Here is a 15854-nt window from a genome sequence, read left to right on the forward strand (position 1 = left end):
GACGCGCTCTTACTTGCGCGGCTTGGCACGTGCCGTGGGTTCGGCGATCAGCGGATCGTCCGGCCAGTAGTGCTTCGGGTAGCGCCCCTTCAGGTCCTTCTTCACGTCCAGGTAGGTATTGGCCCAGAAGCTGGCCAGGTCCTGGGTCACCTGTACCGGCCGGCGCGCCGGCGACAGCAGGTGCAACTTGAGGCCCAGGCGACCGCCTGCGATGCGCGGCGTGGCCGCCAGGCCGAACAGCTCCTGCAGGCGCACCGCGAGTACCGGCGGGTTTTCCGTGTAATCGATGGCGATGCGCGAACCGGACGGCACGCTCAGCGCGCGCGGCGCCAGCTCTTCGAGGCGCTGCGGCAGCGGCCAGGGCAGCAGCGTCTGCAGGATCGCCGGCAGGTCGAGGCTGGCGAAGTGGCTGAGTCGGTTGACCTTGCCCAGGAACGGCGTCAGCCACTGATCGAGACTGGCCAGCAACGCCGCATCGGCCAGATCCGGCCATTCGCTCTGCCCCTGCGCCTGCAGGTCCAGCTCGCGCAGCAGCGCCACGCGCGCCTGCCATTGGCGCAGCTCGGGCGTCCAGGGCAGCAGCTCCAGGCCCTTGCGCCGCACCAGGCCAACCAGCGCCCGACAGCGCGCCGACTCATCGAGCGAGGCCAGGGCCTGGCGCTCCAGCACCAGCTCGCCGACCTTGCGCTGGCGCTCGGCACGTAGCGCACCTTCGCGCTCGTCCCAGTCGAGCACCTCCTGCTCCTCGACCTGCTCGGCCAGCTCGCCGGCGAACAGCGCCGGGTCGAGATCGGCCGCCAGGTAGATGCGTTCCTCGCGCTGCCCCTGGCGGCTGCCGAGGTCGGCCACCACCAGCCATTCGTGCTTCATCAGGGCATCGGCCTCGCCGAACTGCGCGGCGCGGCCATTGGCCAGACGGTAGTCGGCGCCACCGGCACGCCGCTGCTGGGCGATGCGATCGGGGTAGGCGAACGCCAGCAGGCAGCCAAGCCAGCGCGGCTGATCGGGGTCGCTCACCGCCTGCGTCACCGGCTTCCCCTTGAGCTGCCCGCGGAACTGCCGGGCCAGTTGCCGGGCGCGCTGCACGGCGCCCTGTGCGTTACGTGCGACGCGGCCTTCCCCGCCGAGCAGGGCCAGGCGGCTGTGCAGGTCGGCGCCGCCACCGCGCAGGATGTCGCGTTCCGCCAGCAGCGCCGCCAGGTCACAGGCCAATGCGCCCAGCCCCAAGGCCTGGCCACGCAGCAGCAGATGGGCGATTCGCGGGTGGCTGGGCAACTCGGCCATGGCCTGCCCGTGAGCATTCAAGACGCCGCGCGCATCCAGGGCGCCGAGCCGTCCAAGCAGATCGAGCGCCTGGGCATAGGTGGCCTGTGGCGGTATGTCGAGCCAGCTCAGCTCCTGTGGCGTCACGCCCCAGCGCAGCAGTTGCAGGGCCAGGCCGGCGAGATCGGCCTGGAGGATTTCCGCCGTGGAATAGGCGCTGAGCTGTTCGTGCTGGCTCTGCGACCACAGCCGGTAGCACACGCCGGACTGCAAGCGCCCTGCGCGCCCCGCACGCTGGGTGGCGGAGGCACGGGAAATGCGCTGGGTGTCGAGGCGGGTCATGCCGCTGGCGGGGTCGAAGCGCGGGACGCGCGCCAGACCGGCGTCCACCACCACACGCACACCGTCGATGGTCAGGCTGGTTTCGGCGATGTTGGTGGCCAGCACCACCTTGCGCTTGCCGGCAGGCGCCGGGTCGATGGCCGCACGCTGGGCGTCGAGGTCCAGCTCGCCATGCAGCGGGCAGAGCAGGATGTCGTCGCGCCCCGCCAGGACCTCGCCCAGTTGCTCGGCCACCCGGCGAATCTCCGCCTGCCCGGGCAGGAACACCAGCAGGCTGCCGGGCTCGTCGGCCAGTGCCTGCTGGACGGTCTGCAGCACCCGGGGTTCGATCCACTCGCCAGCCTGGAACGGCGCCCCCCAGCGGATATCCACCGGGAACATGCGGCCTTCGCTGCGCAGCACCGGGGCATCTCCCAGCAGGCTGGCCAGGCGCTCGCCCTCCAGCGTGGCGGACATCAGCAGCACCTTGAGCGGCGCCTCGCCGCTGTCTTGCGCACGGAACATGGCGCGGCCGTTGAGCGTCAGCGCCAGAGCCAGATCGGCATCCAGGCTGCGTTCGTGGAACTCGTCGAAGATCACCAGGCCGACGCCTTCCAGCGCCGGATCGTCCTGCAGACGCCGGGCGAGAATACCTTCGGTGACCACCTCGATACGGGTGTTCGGCCCCACCTTGCTGTCCAGGCGGATGCGATAGCCCACCGTCTCGCCAACGCGCTCGCCCAGCTCGCTGGCCAGACGCTCGGCAGCCGCCCGCGCGGCCAGGCGACGCGGTTCGAGCATGACGATGGTCTGCCCGGCCAACCAGGGTGCATCGAGCAGGGCCAGGGGTACGCGGGTGGTCTTGCCGGCGCCGGGCGGGGCCTCCAGCACCACTTCGTGGCGTTCGCTCAGGGCCGCGCGCAAGGTAGGTAACAGGACGTCGATAGGCAGGGTGTTCATCATATCTCCACAGCGAGCCGGCGATTATAGAGCAGCTCGGCATGGCGAACCGCCGGCGCCCTGACCGGTCTCATTGGCAACCGCGTGCACGTCGCGGTTTTGCAATGGCGAACTGCTATAGTTGCGCCACTTTTTCTGGAGGTGCTCATGCGCACGAAATCCCGTGTCATCGCTGGCGTCGTCGCCGCGACCCTGCTGGCTCAACTGACGGCCTGCGGCTCGATCTTCTACCCGGATCGTCGCGGCCAGATCGAGGGCAGGATCGACCCCGTGATCGCCGGCGCCAACGCCATTGGCATCCTGTTCTACGTCATCCCCGGGCTGATCGCCTTCGCCGTGGACTTCGCCACCGGCGCCATCTACCTGCCGGAAGGGCAGACCGCTCAGGTCGACCCGCAACAGCTCAAGCAACTGGTCGGCGCTGACGGCCAGGTCGACCCGCTGGCGCTCAAGGCGCTGATCGAAACCAGCACCGGCCACCAGCTGCCGCTGGACGACCCGCGCCTGATCCAGCACAGCGGCAGCAGCGAACAGCTGGCCGCCTACGGCCTGCGCCCGGCGGCCTGAGTCCATGCACGATCCGCAGCATGCCAGGCTGATGCGCCTGGCCACCCGGGCGGCGCTCGCGGTGGCGCTGACTCTGGTGCTGGCCAAGGCCGTCGCCTGGTGGCTGAGTGGCTCGGTCAGCCTGCTGGCCGGCCTCACCGACTCGCTGCTCGACAGCGCCGCCTCGCTGATCAACCTGGTCGCCGTGCATTTCGCCCTGCGCCCTGCCGACGAGGACCATCGCTACGGTCACGGCAAGGCCGAGGCACTGGCCGGGCTCGGCCAGGCGCTGTTCATCGGCGTCAGCGCCATCCTCATCGGCATGCAGGGCCTCGAGCGCCTGCAGGCGCCGCAACCACTGGAAGCCGAAGGAGCCGGCATCGCCGTGATGCTGCTGGCCCTGGCGCTGACCATCGGCCTGCTGGCCTTCCAGCGCAAGGTGGTGCGCGAAACCGGCTCCACGGCGATCCACGCCGACTCCCTGCACTACCGCTCCGACATCCTGCTCAACGGCAGCATCCTCGTCGCCCTGCTCCTGACCCGCTTCGGCTGGCTGCAGATGGACGCCCTCTTCGCCATCGGCATCGCCCTCTACATCTTCTGGAGCGCCATCAGCATCGTTCGCGGCGCGGTGGCCGTGCTGATGGACGAGGAGCTGCCCGCCGACGTCAGCACGCAGATGTACGAACTGGCATGCGCCGTCCCCGGCGTACTCGGCGCGCATGACCTGCGCACCCGCGTTTCCGGCACGCGCTGGTTCGTCCAGCTGCACCTGGAGCTTCCCGGCGAGATGAGCCTGTCGCAGGCGCATGAGCATTGCGAAGCCGTGGAGAAGGCCATCCACGAGCGCTACCCGCGTGCCGAAGTGCTGGTGCATGCCGACCCGCAGGAAGTGGTCAAGCACTGATCCCCCACCAGCCCCTGCCAGACAGCGGGCAATAAAAAAGGTTCTTCGCGGAGTCTGGGGGAAGAGCGCGTTGACAGTCAGGGAAGTGGGTAAATTGGCAGTCGCCAAACGAACCAACCCCCACGCCCTGCTGCCACCGTGCATCCTATTGATCTTGCCCAGTTCTGGCCAGGCTACGCAGTCGTCGCCTGTCGCCCCTCTGCCGACAACATCCTGTTGATCGAACTCAAGCCTCAAGCCGACGCCATCCCCGAATGTGGGCGCTGCGGCCAAGCTTGTCCGCTGATCCACGAGCGCCGACTGCGTCGGATACGCGATCGGGATTTGTTGGATCAGCGCGTTCTGCTCCAGGTGCCTGTGCGCCGCGTTGACTGCCTGCGCTGTGGGCGGGTGACCGAGCGGATCGCCTGGCTGGAGCCGGCGTCACGTCTGACGCGGCGCTTGCAGGCCTGGCTCGAGGCTTTGCTGCAACTGCTGCCGATCAGCCACGTCAGCCGCCTCACCGGCATACACTGGCACACGCTCAAGCAACTCGACAAACGTCGGCTGGATGCCGCCGTCGGCACCTTCGAGCCGGGTGATGTGCGTTGCCTGGTGATGGACGAGTTCGCCCTGCACAAAGGCCATCGCTACGCCACGGTGATCATGGATGCCGAGCGCACGCGGGTGCTATGGGTCGGTCATGGCAACAGCCGCGAGGCGATCCGCCCATTCTTTGAGTTACTGGGCGAGCGCTGCCAACGGATCGAAGCGGTGGCGATGGACATGAACACCGCCTTCGATTTGGAGGTGAAGCGGCACTGCCCTCAAGCCGAAGTGGTGTACGACCTGTTCCATGTGGTGGCGCGCTACGGGCGTGAGGTGATCGACCGTATCCGCGTCGACCAGGCCAATCTCCTGCGCGATGACAAACCGGCACGCAAGGTGGTCAAGCAGAGCCGCTGGCTGTTGCTGCGCAATCGCGAAAACCTGAAGGACGGCCAAGCCGTGCAGTTGCAGGAGTTGCTCGCCGCCAACCAGCCATTGGCCACGGTCTACGTGCTCAAGGATGCGTTAAAGGAAGTCTGGTACGCCCCCACTGTGCGGGAGGGTTGGCGGCGCTGGCGAAGTTGGCTGCGGCATGCTCGGGACAGCGGTCTGGCGCCGCTCCAACGCTTTGCCCGGAATCTGCGCAAATACGCCCGTGGCATCCTCGCAAGCGCCCGCTTCCCCCTGCACACCAGCGTCCTGGAAGGCGTGAACAACCGCATCAAGGTGATCAAGCGGATGGCCTATGGCTTCCGGGACTCTGACTACTTCTTCCTGAAAATCAAGGCCGCCTTCCCCGGGAAAGCGCGATGAACCATAAAAAAGGGGCCTCGCGGCCCCCTCGGGAAATCTGTCCGGTGCTGGCGGTGTTGTCGCCGCTTTCGTCGCCCGCCTGGTTGGGCAGTGCGGACCCGGGTGCCGGTGCGATCCGGTAGGACCGTCGGCGCCGACTCACCTGGTTGGGCGATGCCGGTAGGACTTATCGTCCGGGCCGTGAAACTGAGAGAAAGCTTACGCCCATGGCGCCGAAATAAGATTGCTAAGATTGCTTACAAACTTATCGATTGCGCAATTTACAGCTAAAGGAGCACTATTTATCGCAATCCAATAATGAGCCAGTAGAAAAATGGACAAACTAGACCGTTACGACCTGAACATTCTCGCCGAATTGCAGCGCAACGCTGCCCTGTCCAACCAGGAACTCGCCGAACGCATCGGCCTGTCGCCCTCCCCCTGCTCGCGCCGGGTCAAGCAGCTGGAAGATGATGGCTACATCACCGGCCAGGTCGCGCTGCTGGATCGCAAGAAACTCGGCCTGAGCCTGACCGCCTACGTGCTGATCGGCATGGACCGGCATACGCCAGAGCGCTTCGAGCATTTCCAGGAGGAGATCCGCAAGTGCCCCGAGGTGCTGGAGTGCTGCCTGGTCACCGGGATGGATGCCGACTACCAGCTCAAGGTAGTGGTGCCGGACATGGATCACTATCAGAAGCTGCTACTAGGTACGCTGACCCGCATCGACGGGGTGTCCAGCGTGCGCTCGAGCTTCGTGCTGCAGCAGATCCTTTCCAGCACTCAGCTGCCGCTGCAACACCTGCGCGACTGAAGGTCGCAGGGAGTACAGGATCACGACGCGCTCTGGATCAGGGCGCGTATAATGCCAGCCCCGCGTTTTCCATCCGAATCACGAGGCTCCATGGAAACCGAACAATTCGAAGCGCTGATGATGTACGTCCTGGTGGGCGGACTGATCCTGTTCATGTTCTTCATCATCTGGGACCTGGCCAAGAAGTCCAAGGCCGGCCGCCTGGGTACCGCCATCCTGTTCCTCGGCCTGGGACTGTGCCTGTTCGCCTTCCTGGCCAAGCCGATCATCACCTACATCATCGAGACCGCGCGCGGCATCCACGGCTGACGCCGGCGCCCGCCCCACACAATTTCTCACCGACCCCAAGCCGTCAGCAGAAACGGCCCGTTGTTAACAAGGAGTTCACATGAGCGCCGCCAATCTGGTGATGCAAAGCTATGGACGCTGCTGCGCCAGCCCAGATTTCTTCGACAGCTTCTACCGCCATTTCCTTGCGAGTTCACCACTGATCCGCGAGAAGTTCGTCGACACCGACATGACCGCGCAGAAGCAGCTGCTGCGCCAGGGCATCCTCAACCTGGTGATGCACGCCCGTGGCATGCCCGACACCAAGTTGCGCGCCCTCGGCGAGTCGCACTCGCGCCAGCATCTGGACATCCGCCCCGAACTCTACGACCTGTGGCTCGACGCATTGCTGTTGACCATCAGCGAACACGACAAGGAATGCGACGCCGATGTGCGTCAGGCCTGGCGTGAAGTGCTGAACAAAGGTATCGCCGTGATCAAGGCCGGTTATTGACTCAGATCATGTTCGCCGGCACCCGGGCGCTGCGACAAAACGCCTGAGTGTCACTCCAGCCTGGCCGCGACCTCGCGCCACTGGCCAGGCTGCAGCCCTTCCAGACGCCAGGGGCCGATGGCCACGCGCACCAGGCGCAGGGTGGGCAGGCCGACAGCGGCAGTCATGCGTCGCACCTGGCGATTGCGCCCCTCGCGAATCACCAACTCCAGCCAGGCGGTCGGCACGCTCTTGCGAAAGCGTACCGGCGGGTTGCGCGGCCACAGCTCGGGCTCGGCCAGACGGCGGGCCTCGGCCGGCAGCGTCGGGCCATCGTTGAGCGTCACGCCGCTGCGCAGCTGCTGCAGCTGCTCGTCACTCGGTTCACCCTCCACCTGCACCCAGTAGGTCTTCGGCAGCTTGTGCCTGGGATCGGCGATGCGCGCCTGCAGGCGACCGTCATTGGTCAGCAGCAGCAGGCCCTCGCTGTCTCGATCCAGGCGCCCGGCCGGATACACGCCGGGCAGGTCGACGAAATCCTTCAGCGTGGCGCGACCCTGGTCGTCGTTGAACTGGGTAAGCACGTCGAACGGCTTGTTCAGCAGCAGCAGGCGCGGTTGCGCGGGCGGCGCCTTGGCCACACGGCGTGGCGCAGCAGGACGAGACTTGGCAGGGAGACGAGGGCGCGACATGCAACGGGCTTCAGCGGAACAGGGTCGTGCAGTGTAACCCACGATAAGCGGCGCTGATGGTGCTTCCACAGCTCGACACAGCGACTAAGCTGCTGATTCACCTTCAGCACTCAGGAGCCGTCCATGAGCAGCAGCGCCGAACTCGCCACCTTCACCGGCTGGGCCGCCACCGCCCCAAAGGCGCCGCTGGAGCGCCTGAGCTACGACCCCGGGCCACTCGGCGCCGAAGAGGTCGAGGTCGCAGTGGAGTACTGCGGCATCTGCCACTCCGACCAGTCGATGATCGACAACGAATGGGGCAATGCCCGCTACCCCTTCATCCCCGGCCATGAAGTGGTCGGCCGCATCGTGCGCCTCGGCGAGCAGGTCCGCAGCCTCGAACTGGGTCAGCGCGTCGGCATCGGCTGGTACAAGGGCAGCTGCATGCACTGCGGCTCCTGCATGGAGGGTTCGCACCAGCTCTGCCGCTCGGTGAAGCCGACCATCGTCGGCAGCCACGGCGGCTTCGCCGACCGCCTGCGTGCGCACTGGGCCTGGGCGGTGCCGCTGCCCGCCGGACTCGACCCGGCGCTGGTCGGGCCGCTGTTCTGCGCCGGCTCCACGGTGTTCAGCCCGCTGCTGGAGTTCGACATCAAGCCCACCGATCGCGTCGGCGTCGTTGGCATCGGCGGCCTTGGCCACCTGGCGCTGCGTTTCCTCAATGCCTGGGGTTGCGAAGTGACGGCCTTCACCTCGTCGCTGAACAAGCAGGACGAGGCCAAGCGCCTGGGCGCTCACAAGGTGGTGGCCTCGACCGACAGCGCGGCGATGAAGGCGATTGCCGGCAGCCTGGACTTTCTCCTGGTCACGGCCAGCGCCGACCTCGACTGGATCGCCCTGCTCGGCACCCTGCGCGGCAAGGGCCGCCTGCACTTCGTTGGCATCGTGCCGAGCGCGATCCCGGTGCATGTGTTCAACCTGATCCCGCAACAGAAGAGCCTGTCCGGCTCGCCGGTGGGCTCGCCATCGAGCATGGCGAGCATGCTCGAGTTCTGCGCCCGCCATCAGATCCTGCCGCAGGTCGAGCACTTCCCCATGAGCCAGGTGAACGCCGCCATCGATCACCTGCGCAGCGGCAAGGCGCGCTACCGCGTGGTACTGGACGCCAGCCGGTGACAGCACGGGCGCAGAGCTGGCATGCTCTGCGCCCTGTTTTTCCGTGAGCGGCGATCGCCATGCCCCTGACTCTCGACACCCCCACGCCCGATGACCTGCCCACCCTGGTGGAGATCTGGGAAGCGGCGGTACGTGCCACCCATCACTTTCTCCCGGAAAGCGATCTGCAGGTGATCAAGCCGCTGCTGCGCGAGCAGTATTTCCCCGCCGTACAGCTGACCTGTGCCCGCGATGAGGCCGGGCGGATACTCGGCTTCCTCGGTCATGCCGAGGACAGGGTGGAGATGCTCTTCGTCGATCCGCACAGCCACGGCCAGGGCGTGGGCAGACGCCTGATGCAGCATGCCATCGACGAGCTGGGTGCGACCCGGGTCGACGTCAACGAGCAGAATCCGCAGGCCGTTGGCTTCTATCAGCACCTGGGATTCGTGGTCACGGATCGCTCGCGCCTGGATGGCGGCGGCAGGCCGTTCCCGATCCTGCACATGGCCCTCAGCCGATAGGCCAGGCGGCCGAGATCCCCTCCAGCGCCTGCTTGAGCTGCGCCCGGCTGAGCGCAGCGGCAAGGCTCACGCGTACGGCGTGCCCCGGATTGGCCTCGACCGCGAACACCTCGGCGGGCACCACCTCCACTCCCTTCTGCCGACAGGCCTCGGCCAGCGCAACGGGCGGCTCGACGTCCAGCCACAGGTGCGGTGCCACCGCCCTGCCCTGCGGCATGCGCGCCCCCAGCACACGCGCGGCCAGGCGCCAGCGCTGCTGCATCTCGTCGATCTGCCAGGCCAGACGCTGTTCGGCGAGGCCGCTCTCGATCCATTCACAGGCCAGCGCCAGGCTCAGCGGCGCCACCGCCCAGCGCGTGGCCTGGGCTTCGCGATCGATACGCTCGAGCAACTGCGGCGCTCCGGCGATGAAGCCCAGACGCAGGCCCGGCGCCACGCTCTTGGACAGGCTGCTGATCAGCAGGCAGCGTTCGGGCAGTTGCACCGCCAGGGGTGCCTCATTGCCCAGCACGCCGTAGACATCATCCTCGACGAGCCACAGCCCACGCTGCCTGGCCACCTCGGCGATGGCGGCGCGGCGCTCGCCATCCAGGCTGGCACCGGTGGGATTCTGCAGGCAAGGGGTGAGCACCACCACGCGCGCCCCCGTGGCACGCGCCTGGCGGTCGAGGTCGTCGGGCAGGACGCCGTACCGGTCCATCGCCACACCGTGCAGCGGCAGGCGCAGCTGGCGGGCGGCAGCCTTGATCCCAGGCGCGGTGTAGCGCTCCACCAGAATCGGCTCACCCGCCTCGCAGAGTGCCAGCAGGGCGGCCGACACCCCCTGCTGGGCACCGGCACACAGCAGCAGGCCACCGGGTGCCAGTTCCAGACCACGTCGACGCAGCCAGCTGGCGCCCGCCAGGTGCGCGCGTTCGACCAGTGCCGCCGAGGGGTAGGCCTGCAGCATATCCAGCTCGCCACGGGCCGCCAGCGCCGCGAGGCTGGTGGAAAGGTCGCGGTTGTCCGGGTCGTGCACCGGGACGTTGGTCGACAGGTCGATCAGGTCCCCGGCGGCGGTCGGCTGCTTGAGACGGAACAGGCTGGCCTCGCGACTGCCGGTGAGCACGTAGGTGCCACGGCCGACCTCGCCGGAAACCAGGTGGCGCCGGGCCGCCTCGCGGTAAGCGAGCATCACCGTGCTCGGGTTGATGCCCAGCGTCCAGGCCAGGCGGCGCTGCGGCGGCAGACGCTCGCCAGGCTTGAGTTCGCCACGACCGATCGCCGTGGCGATGGCCTCGACCAATGCCAGGTAGGTGGGTAAGGCGCTGTCTTGCAGATCAGGGAGCCACATTGCTTGCCATGCAATATAAATATTTACCCATACAATGTGCCGCACTAGCATCCGAGTCAACGTCACCCGGAGCCCCTGCCATGTTCGACCTCACCCAACTGCGCCAGAGCGCCCAACTGGTCCACCGTCACATGACGCCCACGCCGCAGCTGAGCTGGCCGCTGCTGTGCGAGCGCAGCGGTTGCGAGGTGTGGGTCAAGCACGAGAACCATGCACCGACCGCGGCCTTCAAGGTACGCGGCGGCCTGGTCTACATCGACGCGCTGCTGCGCCGCGAGCCGCAGGTCCGTGGCCTGGTCACCGCCACTCGCGGCAACCATGGCCAGAGCCTGGCACTTGCTGCACGCGCGGCGGGACTGGCGATCCGCATCCTGGTGCCGCACGGCAATGCCCGCGAGAAGAACGCCGCGATGCGCGCCCTTGGCGCAGAGGTGATCGAGCATGGCCGCGACTTCGATGAGGCACGCGCCGAGGCGGCACGCCTTGCCGAGCGCGACGGCCTGCACTGGGTGCCGTCACTGCACGAGGACCTGGTGCGCGGCGTCGCCACCTACGCCCTGGAATTGCTGGAGGCGGTGCCGAACCTGCGTCGGGTCTACGTACCCATCGGCCTCGGCTCGGGCATCTGCGGGATGATCCGCACCCGCGACCTGCTCGGCCTCGACACCGAGATCGTCGGCGTGGTCGCCAGTGGCGCCGATGCCTACGCGCAGAGCTTCGAACAGGGCTGTCTGGTGCAGACCGAACGCGCCGACACGCTGGCCGACGGCATGGCCTGTCGCCAACCGCAGCAGCTGGCGCTGGACATGATTCGTGCCGGCGCAGCGCGCATCGTGCGGGTCGACGACAACGAGATCCGCGACGCCATCCGCAGCTACCACGAAGACACCCACAACCTCGCCGAAGGCGCTGGTGCCGCCGCCCTGGCCGCGCTGATGCAGGAGCGCGAGCGCAACGCCGGGCAGCGCGTGGCCGTGGTGCTCAGCGGCGCCAACATCGACCGGGCGGTGCTCGCGGAGCTGCTCTGCGACGAGGCCGCCGCAGCCTGAGATCAGAGCTGCGCCAGCGGCTCGACCGGCTGGCGCGCAGGCAACTGACGCAGCCAGCGGGAGACGCCCCACTCCGCCGCGACCAGCGCCAGCAACAGGCCAAACTGGATCAGCAGGGCGATGTAGAACGGCTTGAAGACATGGCCGATCTGCCGCTTGAGCAGGCCGAGCAGGAAGTCGGCCTGGAACAGTTGCCCGATACGCGCATCCAGCACCTGCGTCAGCACCTTCTCGTCGAGCCCGCTGTAACGGGCCGTCTTCTCCACGGCCAGCTCGCCAATGGCCTTGCCCAGCAGGCTGGCGCGCAGACGGTCGAGCAGGTCCAGAGCAATCCGCTCGGCGGTCGACGCGTCGGCACGCTGCGCCGCCTCCGCCTGGCGCTCGCTGCGCAGGTAGTCCATCGCCAGTTGATCGAGCAGCGCCTGCACGCTGACATCACGCACCGCCAGTTGGCCCTGCTCGTCCTGGGTTTCGACATAAGCCTGGAAGTCGCTCCAGACCTCGTCGGCGAGCGTCTGCACCAGCGGCGCATAACTGTCGAGATGGCGGTAGATCTGCTGCTGGCTGCCGTACAGCATCCCGCCCTGGAAACCGAGGAAGCCACCGGCCAGCGGCAACAGCAGGAAATAGAGCTTGAGCAGCCAGTGGTGCCAGCGCTTGTTGCGTGCCAGCCAGCCCAGGCGCTGCAGCTTGAACGCCAGCAGCAGGCCGGCGCCCGCGCCGAGCAACAAGGCCAGGCCGGTGTAGAGGAAAAGACTGAGAAAACTGAAGGGCTCCCACAACGCGGTGAGCAGCAGACGCGCCTGTTCCATGCGTATTGCCTCGTTCATCCATGATGCGCGTCAGTCTAAGGCAAAGCGCGATGCGGCGTCGCCACTGCGTGGCCGGACTGTGCGCCAGGCCACGCAGGTACTCGTCAGCGGAACGGCGGCTCGTCGAAGCTGCGCAGCTTGCGCGAATGCAGCGAGTCGAGCTGGCTGCGCATCAGCTCCAGCGCGGCGATGCCGATGTGCAAGTGCTGGGTCACCGCGCGCTCGTAGAAGGCGCCAGCCGCACCGGGCAGCTTGATCTCGCTGTGCAGGGGCTTGTCCGATACGCACAGCAGCGTGCCGTAGGGCACCCGCAGGCGGTAGCCTTGCGCGGCGATGGTGCCGCTTTCCATGTCCACCGCCACCGCGCGCGACAGGTTGATCAGCGGTCGTTCCTGGGCCCAGCGCAGCTCCCAGTTGCGGTCGTCGTAGGTCAGCACGGTGCCGGTGCGCAGGCGCTTCTTCAGCTCGTCACCCTGCTCACCGGTCACCAGCTTGGCCGCCTCCTGCAGCGCCTGCTGCACCTCGGCCAGCGCCGGCAGCGGGATATGCGGCGGCAGCACGCGATCGAGAATGCCGTCGCGGCGCATGTAGGCGTGCGCCAGCACGTAGTCGCCGATGGTCTGCGACTGACGCAGGCCGCCGCAGTGGCCGATCATCAGCCAGCAGTGCGGACGCAGCACGGCGAGGTGATCGGTGATGTTCTTGGCGTTGGACGGGCCGACGCCGATGTTGACCAGGGTCACGCCGTGGCCATCCTCGGCCTGCAGGTGATAGGCCGGCATCTGGTAGCGGTGCCAGACCACGTTCTCGATGATCGCCTGCATCTCGCCTTCGGTCATACCGCGACTGATCACCACGTTGCCCGGCAGCACCATGCGGCTGAAGCGCGAGTTGCCCACCAGCATGTCCAGGCCATGGCGGATGAACTGATCGACGTAGCGGTGATAGTTGGTCAGCAGAATCCACGGCTGCACATGGCGCCAGTCGCTGCCGGTGTAGTGCTGGATGCGCTTGAGGGAAAAGTCGGTGCGCGCCGCATCGAACAGCGCCAACGGCAGCGGGTCGATGTTTTCCCAGTCGTACAGGCCGTCGGCCGTGCCATCGGTGGCGGCGGACAGATCGGTGCTGGGGAACACCCGCGCCAGTTCGGCGGCGGTCACGCCACTGCCGGCCAGCTCATCGCCGCCCTCGACCACGTAGGGATAGGGGATGTTCTGCTGGCTGCGGCCGACTTCCACGCGCAGGGTGAAATCGTTCATCAGCGGGCGCAGCTGCTCCAGCAGGTATTTGCGGAACGCTGCCGGCTGGGTCACGGTGATGGCGTAGGTGCCCGGCACCTGCACCTTGGCGTAGGCGCGCACGGTGGTCGGCACCTCGCCCTGGCACAAATAGGTCAGGCGCAGCTCGGGGTAGCGGAACAGGCAGTGCTCGCTGGCGTCCGGACGGATGCGCTCCTTGAGATAACGCTTGAGCGCCTGGCTCAACGCACCAGTGGCCTCCTGGTGCAGGGCGGCGAGACGGTCCACCGCCTCCTCGGGGGTGTGAACAACGATGAAATCATCTGAGCAGGCTTTCACGATGCATCTTCCTGACTGAACGGACATCCCTATCTTGCCTGCATACGCCGACGAAAACATAGCGCGACGACGCTCGCGGCACGATGCCAGCAGCTAGGCTTGCAGCAATTGCCCAGAGGTCATCCCCATGCTTCGAGCACTCTGCCTGCTGCTGGCCGTCGCCGTGTGTCTCGGCGCCCGCGCCGGCGAACTCGATGGCCACTACCGGACGACGCTCGACGGTCAGCCCGCCGAGCTGATCCTGCAGCAGCAGGGTGATCAGGTGGAGGGGCAATATGTGGAGAACCGCAGCCTGCGCCTGACCCTCAGGGGCCGCTACGACGCCAGCTGCTGCGCGCCGAGATCAGCGATCCACGCTCCGGCCTGCTGCTGGCGAACATGAATGCCACCTACGCCAACGCGATGCTCAACGCCTCGATCGCCGCACGCGACCCGCGCAACGGGCAGGTGCTGGAGCGCCAGGCCCTGTTCCAGCGCGAAGCGGCGCAGGCCGAGCAGGCGCCTGTCGTCGCTGTCATTCACGACCCGGCACTGATCGGCACCTGGGTGCACGAGAAGATCGTCAACAGCGGCGGCGCCAGCTTCGCCTCGTTCAACAGCGTGATGACGCTGCAACTGAACCCGGACGGCAGCGTCACGCAATGGAGCCGCTCCGCCGCAGGTGGCGCCGAGTGGACCTACGACAGCCCGGGCGAGGTGCAGTACAGCGGTCACTGGCGCAGTCAGGACGGCCTGCTGATGGTGCGTCTGAGCGGCGCGCCCGACTATCGCCCGGCGGCCTACTACCGCTTCAGTGACCAGTACCTGGTCACCGAGAGCAATAGCGGCCAGATGATCTGGCAGCGCCGCCGCTGATCAGCGGAATCAGGCCGCCTGGTGCAGGCGCACGTTGAACAGTGGCCCCTGGCTGAAACGCGACAGCGTCTTGGCGGCTGCCAGCACGCCCAGGTCGATCAGCGGCTCGACCAGGATCACGCTCATGTAGGCCAGGCCGAAGCTGCCCACCGCCGCCAGGTTTTCGGCGGAGAAACCATGGCCATAGACGGCCCAGAATGCCACCCAGGCGACGATGCCACCCTGGTAGGCAGTCGACAGCGCCAGCGCCTGCTTGTAGGAGAGTTCCACGTATGCGGTGCCCGGCGCGACGATGCGCTTGGCCAGCAGGCTGATGCCCCACAGCGGTACCAGCAGCGTGGTGACGTTCATCCCGTACTGCGGCAGGTCGAAGGGCGCGAAAAACAGCCCTTGCAGCAGCAGGCCGGCGGCCAGGCCGATGCCGGCGGCGCCGGCGCCGAACAGCAGCAACAGGGTCGAGCCGAGGATCAGGTGCACCTCGGACACGCCCACGGCGTGGTGCGGGAAGACCTCGAAGAAGCAGAACACCAGCGCAGTGGTCAGCAGGCTGCGCAGTGCCAGTGCGGCGACGCCGCCGTTGTTGCGGATGCTGTCCAGGGCGAGCTTGGCGGTGAGGCCGAGAGCGCTGACGGCGGTTGCGTAGCTGAGCAGGATCTTGGCGCCTTCGACGACACCGGGTTCGATATGCATTGGGGTTCCTTGGCCGCGCCCACCGCGCGACGATTCGGATGGAAGAAAGGGCAATACGCCCGTGAGCGATGGCAGGTCTCCTGGCTCACGGCTTGCCACTTCACCCGCCTTCCCGACCATCGTCAGTGGCACAAGGGGTGTCGTTCGCCGCTTACAGTTGCGGGGGCAGCCAGGGCCTTGGCGAGAGTCGCCGCACCCTGTTCCCTTTTCATCCGCGTGACGCGTGCGCACGCAGAACCATCGGCCGCCAGATTACTCGCCTGTTGCGCCAAAAAACAGCGCATCAGGCGATCGATG

The 15854-nt window shown here is 67.1% G+C and carries 17 protein-coding genes and 1 riboswitch; of the genes, 11 read left to right on the top strand and 6 right to left on the bottom strand.

The features are described 5' to 3' along the window. Positions 1-9: 9 nt before the first annotated feature. Positions 10-2544: an ATP-dependent helicase HrpB gene (gene hrpB / locus JLK41_RS20810; protein WP_210389738.1), complete on the bottom strand. Its 2535-nt coding sequence runs from the start codon at positions 2542-2544 to the stop codon at positions 10-12. A gap of 147 nt (positions 2545-2691) precedes the next feature. Here hrpB and JLK41_RS20815 point away from each other — a divergent pair, with 147 nt between their 5' ends. From JLK41_RS20815 to JLK41_RS20840, 6 genes are all read left to right on the top strand, one after another. After that, positions 2692-3111: a hypothetical protein gene (locus JLK41_RS20815; RefSeq protein WP_047592185.1), complete on the top strand. Its 420-nt coding sequence runs from the start codon at positions 2692-2694 to the stop codon at positions 3109-3111. A gap of 4 nt (positions 3112-3115) precedes the next feature. After that, entirely contained in the window at positions 3116-3997 is an 882-nt protein-coding gene (locus JLK41_RS20820; protein WP_210389739.1) for a cation diffusion facilitator family transporter, read from the top strand. Positions 3998-4135: 138 nt separating this feature from the next. Further along, the gene (locus JLK41_RS20825; RefSeq protein ID WP_150605811.1) at positions 4136-5338 is read left to right on the top strand and encodes an ISL3 family transposase; all 1203 of its coding nucleotides are present in this window, start codon (positions 4136-4138) and stop codon (positions 5336-5338) included. Positions 5339-5651: 313 nt separating this feature from the next. After that, on the top strand, positions 5652-6131 hold the full coding sequence (locus JLK41_RS20830; protein ID WP_037051675.1) for an Lrp/AsnC family transcriptional regulator: 480 nt from the start codon (positions 5652-5654) through the stop codon (positions 6129-6131). A 90-nt stretch (positions 6132-6221) separates the two neighbouring features. Further along, on the top strand, positions 6222-6440 hold the full coding sequence (locus JLK41_RS20835; RefSeq protein WP_037051671.1) for a DUF2788 domain-containing protein: 219 nt from the start codon (positions 6222-6224) through the stop codon (positions 6438-6440). Between the two features lie 79 nt (positions 6441-6519). Continuing rightward, positions 6520-6912: a globin gene (locus tag JLK41_RS20840; RefSeq protein ID WP_037051667.1), complete on the top strand. Its 393-nt coding sequence runs from the start codon at positions 6520-6522 to the stop codon at positions 6910-6912. Between the two features lie 50 nt (positions 6913-6962). On the opposite strand, the gene JLK41_RS20845 is transcribed toward JLK41_RS20840, so the two are convergent. Next, positions 6963-7583 carry a pseudouridine synthase gene (locus tag JLK41_RS20845; protein WP_425321829.1) on the bottom strand — a complete coding sequence of 207 codons (621 nt, stop codon included), beginning with the start codon at positions 7581-7583 and terminating at the stop codon, positions 6963-6965. A 123-nt stretch (positions 7584-7706) separates the two neighbouring features. Here JLK41_RS20845 and ahr point away from each other — a divergent pair, with 123 nt between their 5' ends. Together ahr and JLK41_RS20855 are read left to right on the top strand one after the other, a co-directional pair. Further along, positions 7707-8738: an NADPH-dependent aldehyde reductase Ahr gene (gene ahr / locus JLK41_RS20850; RefSeq protein WP_210389740.1), complete on the top strand. Its 1032-nt coding sequence runs from the start codon at positions 7707-7709 to the stop codon at positions 8736-8738. Between the two features lie 59 nt (positions 8739-8797). Continuing rightward, positions 8798-9241 (top strand): acetyltransferase, encoded by a 444-nt coding sequence (locus tag JLK41_RS20855; protein WP_047592193.1) that lies wholly within the window; start codon positions 8798-8800, stop codon positions 9239-9241. Here JLK41_RS20855 and JLK41_RS20860 read toward each other — a convergent pair. After that, a complete protein-coding gene (locus JLK41_RS20860) occupies positions 9231-10574 on the bottom strand; it encodes an aminotransferase-like domain-containing protein (protein WP_210389741.1) in 1344 nt (447 codons plus the stop codon). The two genes, JLK41_RS20855 and JLK41_RS20860, sit on opposite strands and share 11 nt — an antisense overlap. Positions 10575-10654: 80 nt before the next feature. Between JLK41_RS20860 and JLK41_RS20865 the strand changes: the two genes are divergently transcribed. Beyond that, on the top strand, positions 10655-11623 hold the full coding sequence (locus JLK41_RS20865) for a threonine dehydratase (RefSeq protein WP_210389742.1): 969 nt from the start codon (positions 10655-10657) through the stop codon (positions 11621-11623). 2 nt (positions 11624-11625) lie between these two features. On the opposite strand, the gene JLK41_RS20870 is transcribed toward JLK41_RS20865, so the two are convergent. Continuing rightward, positions 11626-12435: a hypothetical protein gene (locus JLK41_RS20870; RefSeq protein WP_210389743.1), complete on the bottom strand. Its 810-nt coding sequence runs from the start codon at positions 12433-12435 to the stop codon at positions 11626-11628. 104 nt (positions 12436-12539) lie between these two features. After that, positions 12540-14012 (bottom strand): AMP nucleosidase, encoded by a 1473-nt coding sequence (gene amn, locus JLK41_RS20875; RefSeq protein WP_047591523.1) that lies wholly within the window; start codon positions 14010-14012, stop codon positions 12540-12542. 127 nt (positions 14013-14139) lie between these two features. On the opposite strand from amn, the gene JLK41_RS25410 reads away from it, so the two are divergent. Both JLK41_RS25410 and JLK41_RS20880 read left to right on the top strand, forming a co-directional pair. Continuing rightward, the gene (locus tag JLK41_RS25410; RefSeq protein ID WP_244976442.1) at positions 14140-14394 is read left to right on the top strand and encodes a hypothetical protein; all 255 of its coding nucleotides are present in this window, start codon (positions 14140-14142) and stop codon (positions 14392-14394) included. Next, positions 14391-14867 carry a hypothetical protein gene (locus tag JLK41_RS20880; RefSeq protein WP_244976443.1) on the top strand — a complete coding sequence of 159 codons (477 nt, stop codon included), beginning with the start codon at positions 14391-14393 and terminating at the stop codon, positions 14865-14867. Before JLK41_RS25410 ends, JLK41_RS20880 begins: the two co-directional genes overlap by 4 nt. A 9-nt stretch (positions 14868-14876) precedes the next feature. Here the strand turns inward: JLK41_RS20880 and JLK41_RS20885 are convergent, their stop codons facing one another. Further along, positions 14877-15557 carry an energy-coupling factor ABC transporter permease gene (locus tag JLK41_RS20885; RefSeq protein WP_210389744.1) on the bottom strand — a complete coding sequence of 227 codons (681 nt, stop codon included), beginning with the start codon at positions 15555-15557 and terminating at the stop codon, positions 14877-14879. A gap of 53 nt (positions 15558-15610) precedes the next feature. Further along, positions 15611-15814: riboswitch (cobalamin riboswitch) on the bottom strand. Between the last annotated feature and the right edge of the window lie 40 nt (positions 15815-15854).

This window comes from Ectopseudomonas khazarica (genome assembly GCF_017915135.1).
Classification (GTDB): Bacteria; Pseudomonadota; Gammaproteobacteria; order Pseudomonadales; family Pseudomonadaceae; genus Aquipseudomonas; species Aquipseudomonas khazarica.

Excerpts from the sequence above, each read along its gene's own strand:
- JLK41_RS20855 (WP_047592193.1), top strand. The coding sequence starts at position 8,798 with ATGCCCCTGACTCTCGACACCCCCACGCCCGATGACCTGCCCACCCTG.
- JLK41_RS20865 (WP_210389742.1), top strand. The coding sequence starts at position 10,655 with ATGTTCGACCTCACCCAACTGCGCCAGAGCGCCCAACTGGTCCACCGT.
- JLK41_RS20880 (WP_244976443.1), top strand. The coding sequence starts at position 14,391 with ATGAATGCCACCTACGCCAACGCGATGCTCAACGCCTCGATCGCCGCA.
- JLK41_RS20845 (WP_425321829.1), bottom strand. The coding sequence starts at position 7,583 with ATGTCGCGCCCTCGTCTCCCTGCCAAGTCTCGTCCTGCTGCGCCACGC.
- JLK41_RS25410 (WP_244976442.1), top strand. The coding sequence starts at position 14,140 with ATGCTTCGAGCACTCTGCCTGCTGCTGGCCGTCGCCGTGTGTCTCGGC.
- JLK41_RS20870 (WP_210389743.1), bottom strand. The coding sequence starts at position 12,435 with ATGGAACAGGCGCGTCTGCTGCTCACCGCGTTGTGGGAGCCCTTCAGT.
- JLK41_RS20860 (WP_210389741.1), bottom strand. The coding sequence starts at position 10,574 with ATGTGGCTCCCTGATCTGCAAGACAGCGCCTTACCCACCTACCTGGCA.
- JLK41_RS20885 (WP_210389744.1), bottom strand. The coding sequence starts at position 15,557 with ATGCATATCGAACCCGGTGTCGTCGAAGGCGCCAAGATCCTGCTCAGC.
- JLK41_RS20840 (WP_037051667.1), top strand. The coding sequence starts at position 6,520 with ATGAGCGCCGCCAATCTGGTGATGCAAAGCTATGGACGCTGCTGCGCC.
- JLK41_RS20815 (WP_047592185.1), top strand. The coding sequence starts at position 2,692 with ATGCGCACGAAATCCCGTGTCATCGCTGGCGTCGTCGCCGCGACCCTG.
- hrpB (WP_210389738.1), bottom strand. The coding sequence starts at position 2,544 with ATGAACACCCTGCCTATCGACGTCCTGTTACCTACCTTGCGCGCGGCC.
- JLK41_RS20820 (WP_210389739.1), top strand. The coding sequence starts at position 3,116 with ATGCACGATCCGCAGCATGCCAGGCTGATGCGCCTGGCCACCCGGGCG.
- ahr (WP_210389740.1), top strand. The coding sequence starts at position 7,707 with ATGAGCAGCAGCGCCGAACTCGCCACCTTCACCGGCTGGGCCGCCACC.
- JLK41_RS20835 (WP_037051671.1), top strand. The coding sequence starts at position 6,222 with ATGGAAACCGAACAATTCGAAGCGCTGATGATGTACGTCCTGGTGGGC.
- JLK41_RS20830 (WP_037051675.1), top strand. The coding sequence starts at position 5,652 with ATGGACAAACTAGACCGTTACGACCTGAACATTCTCGCCGAATTGCAG.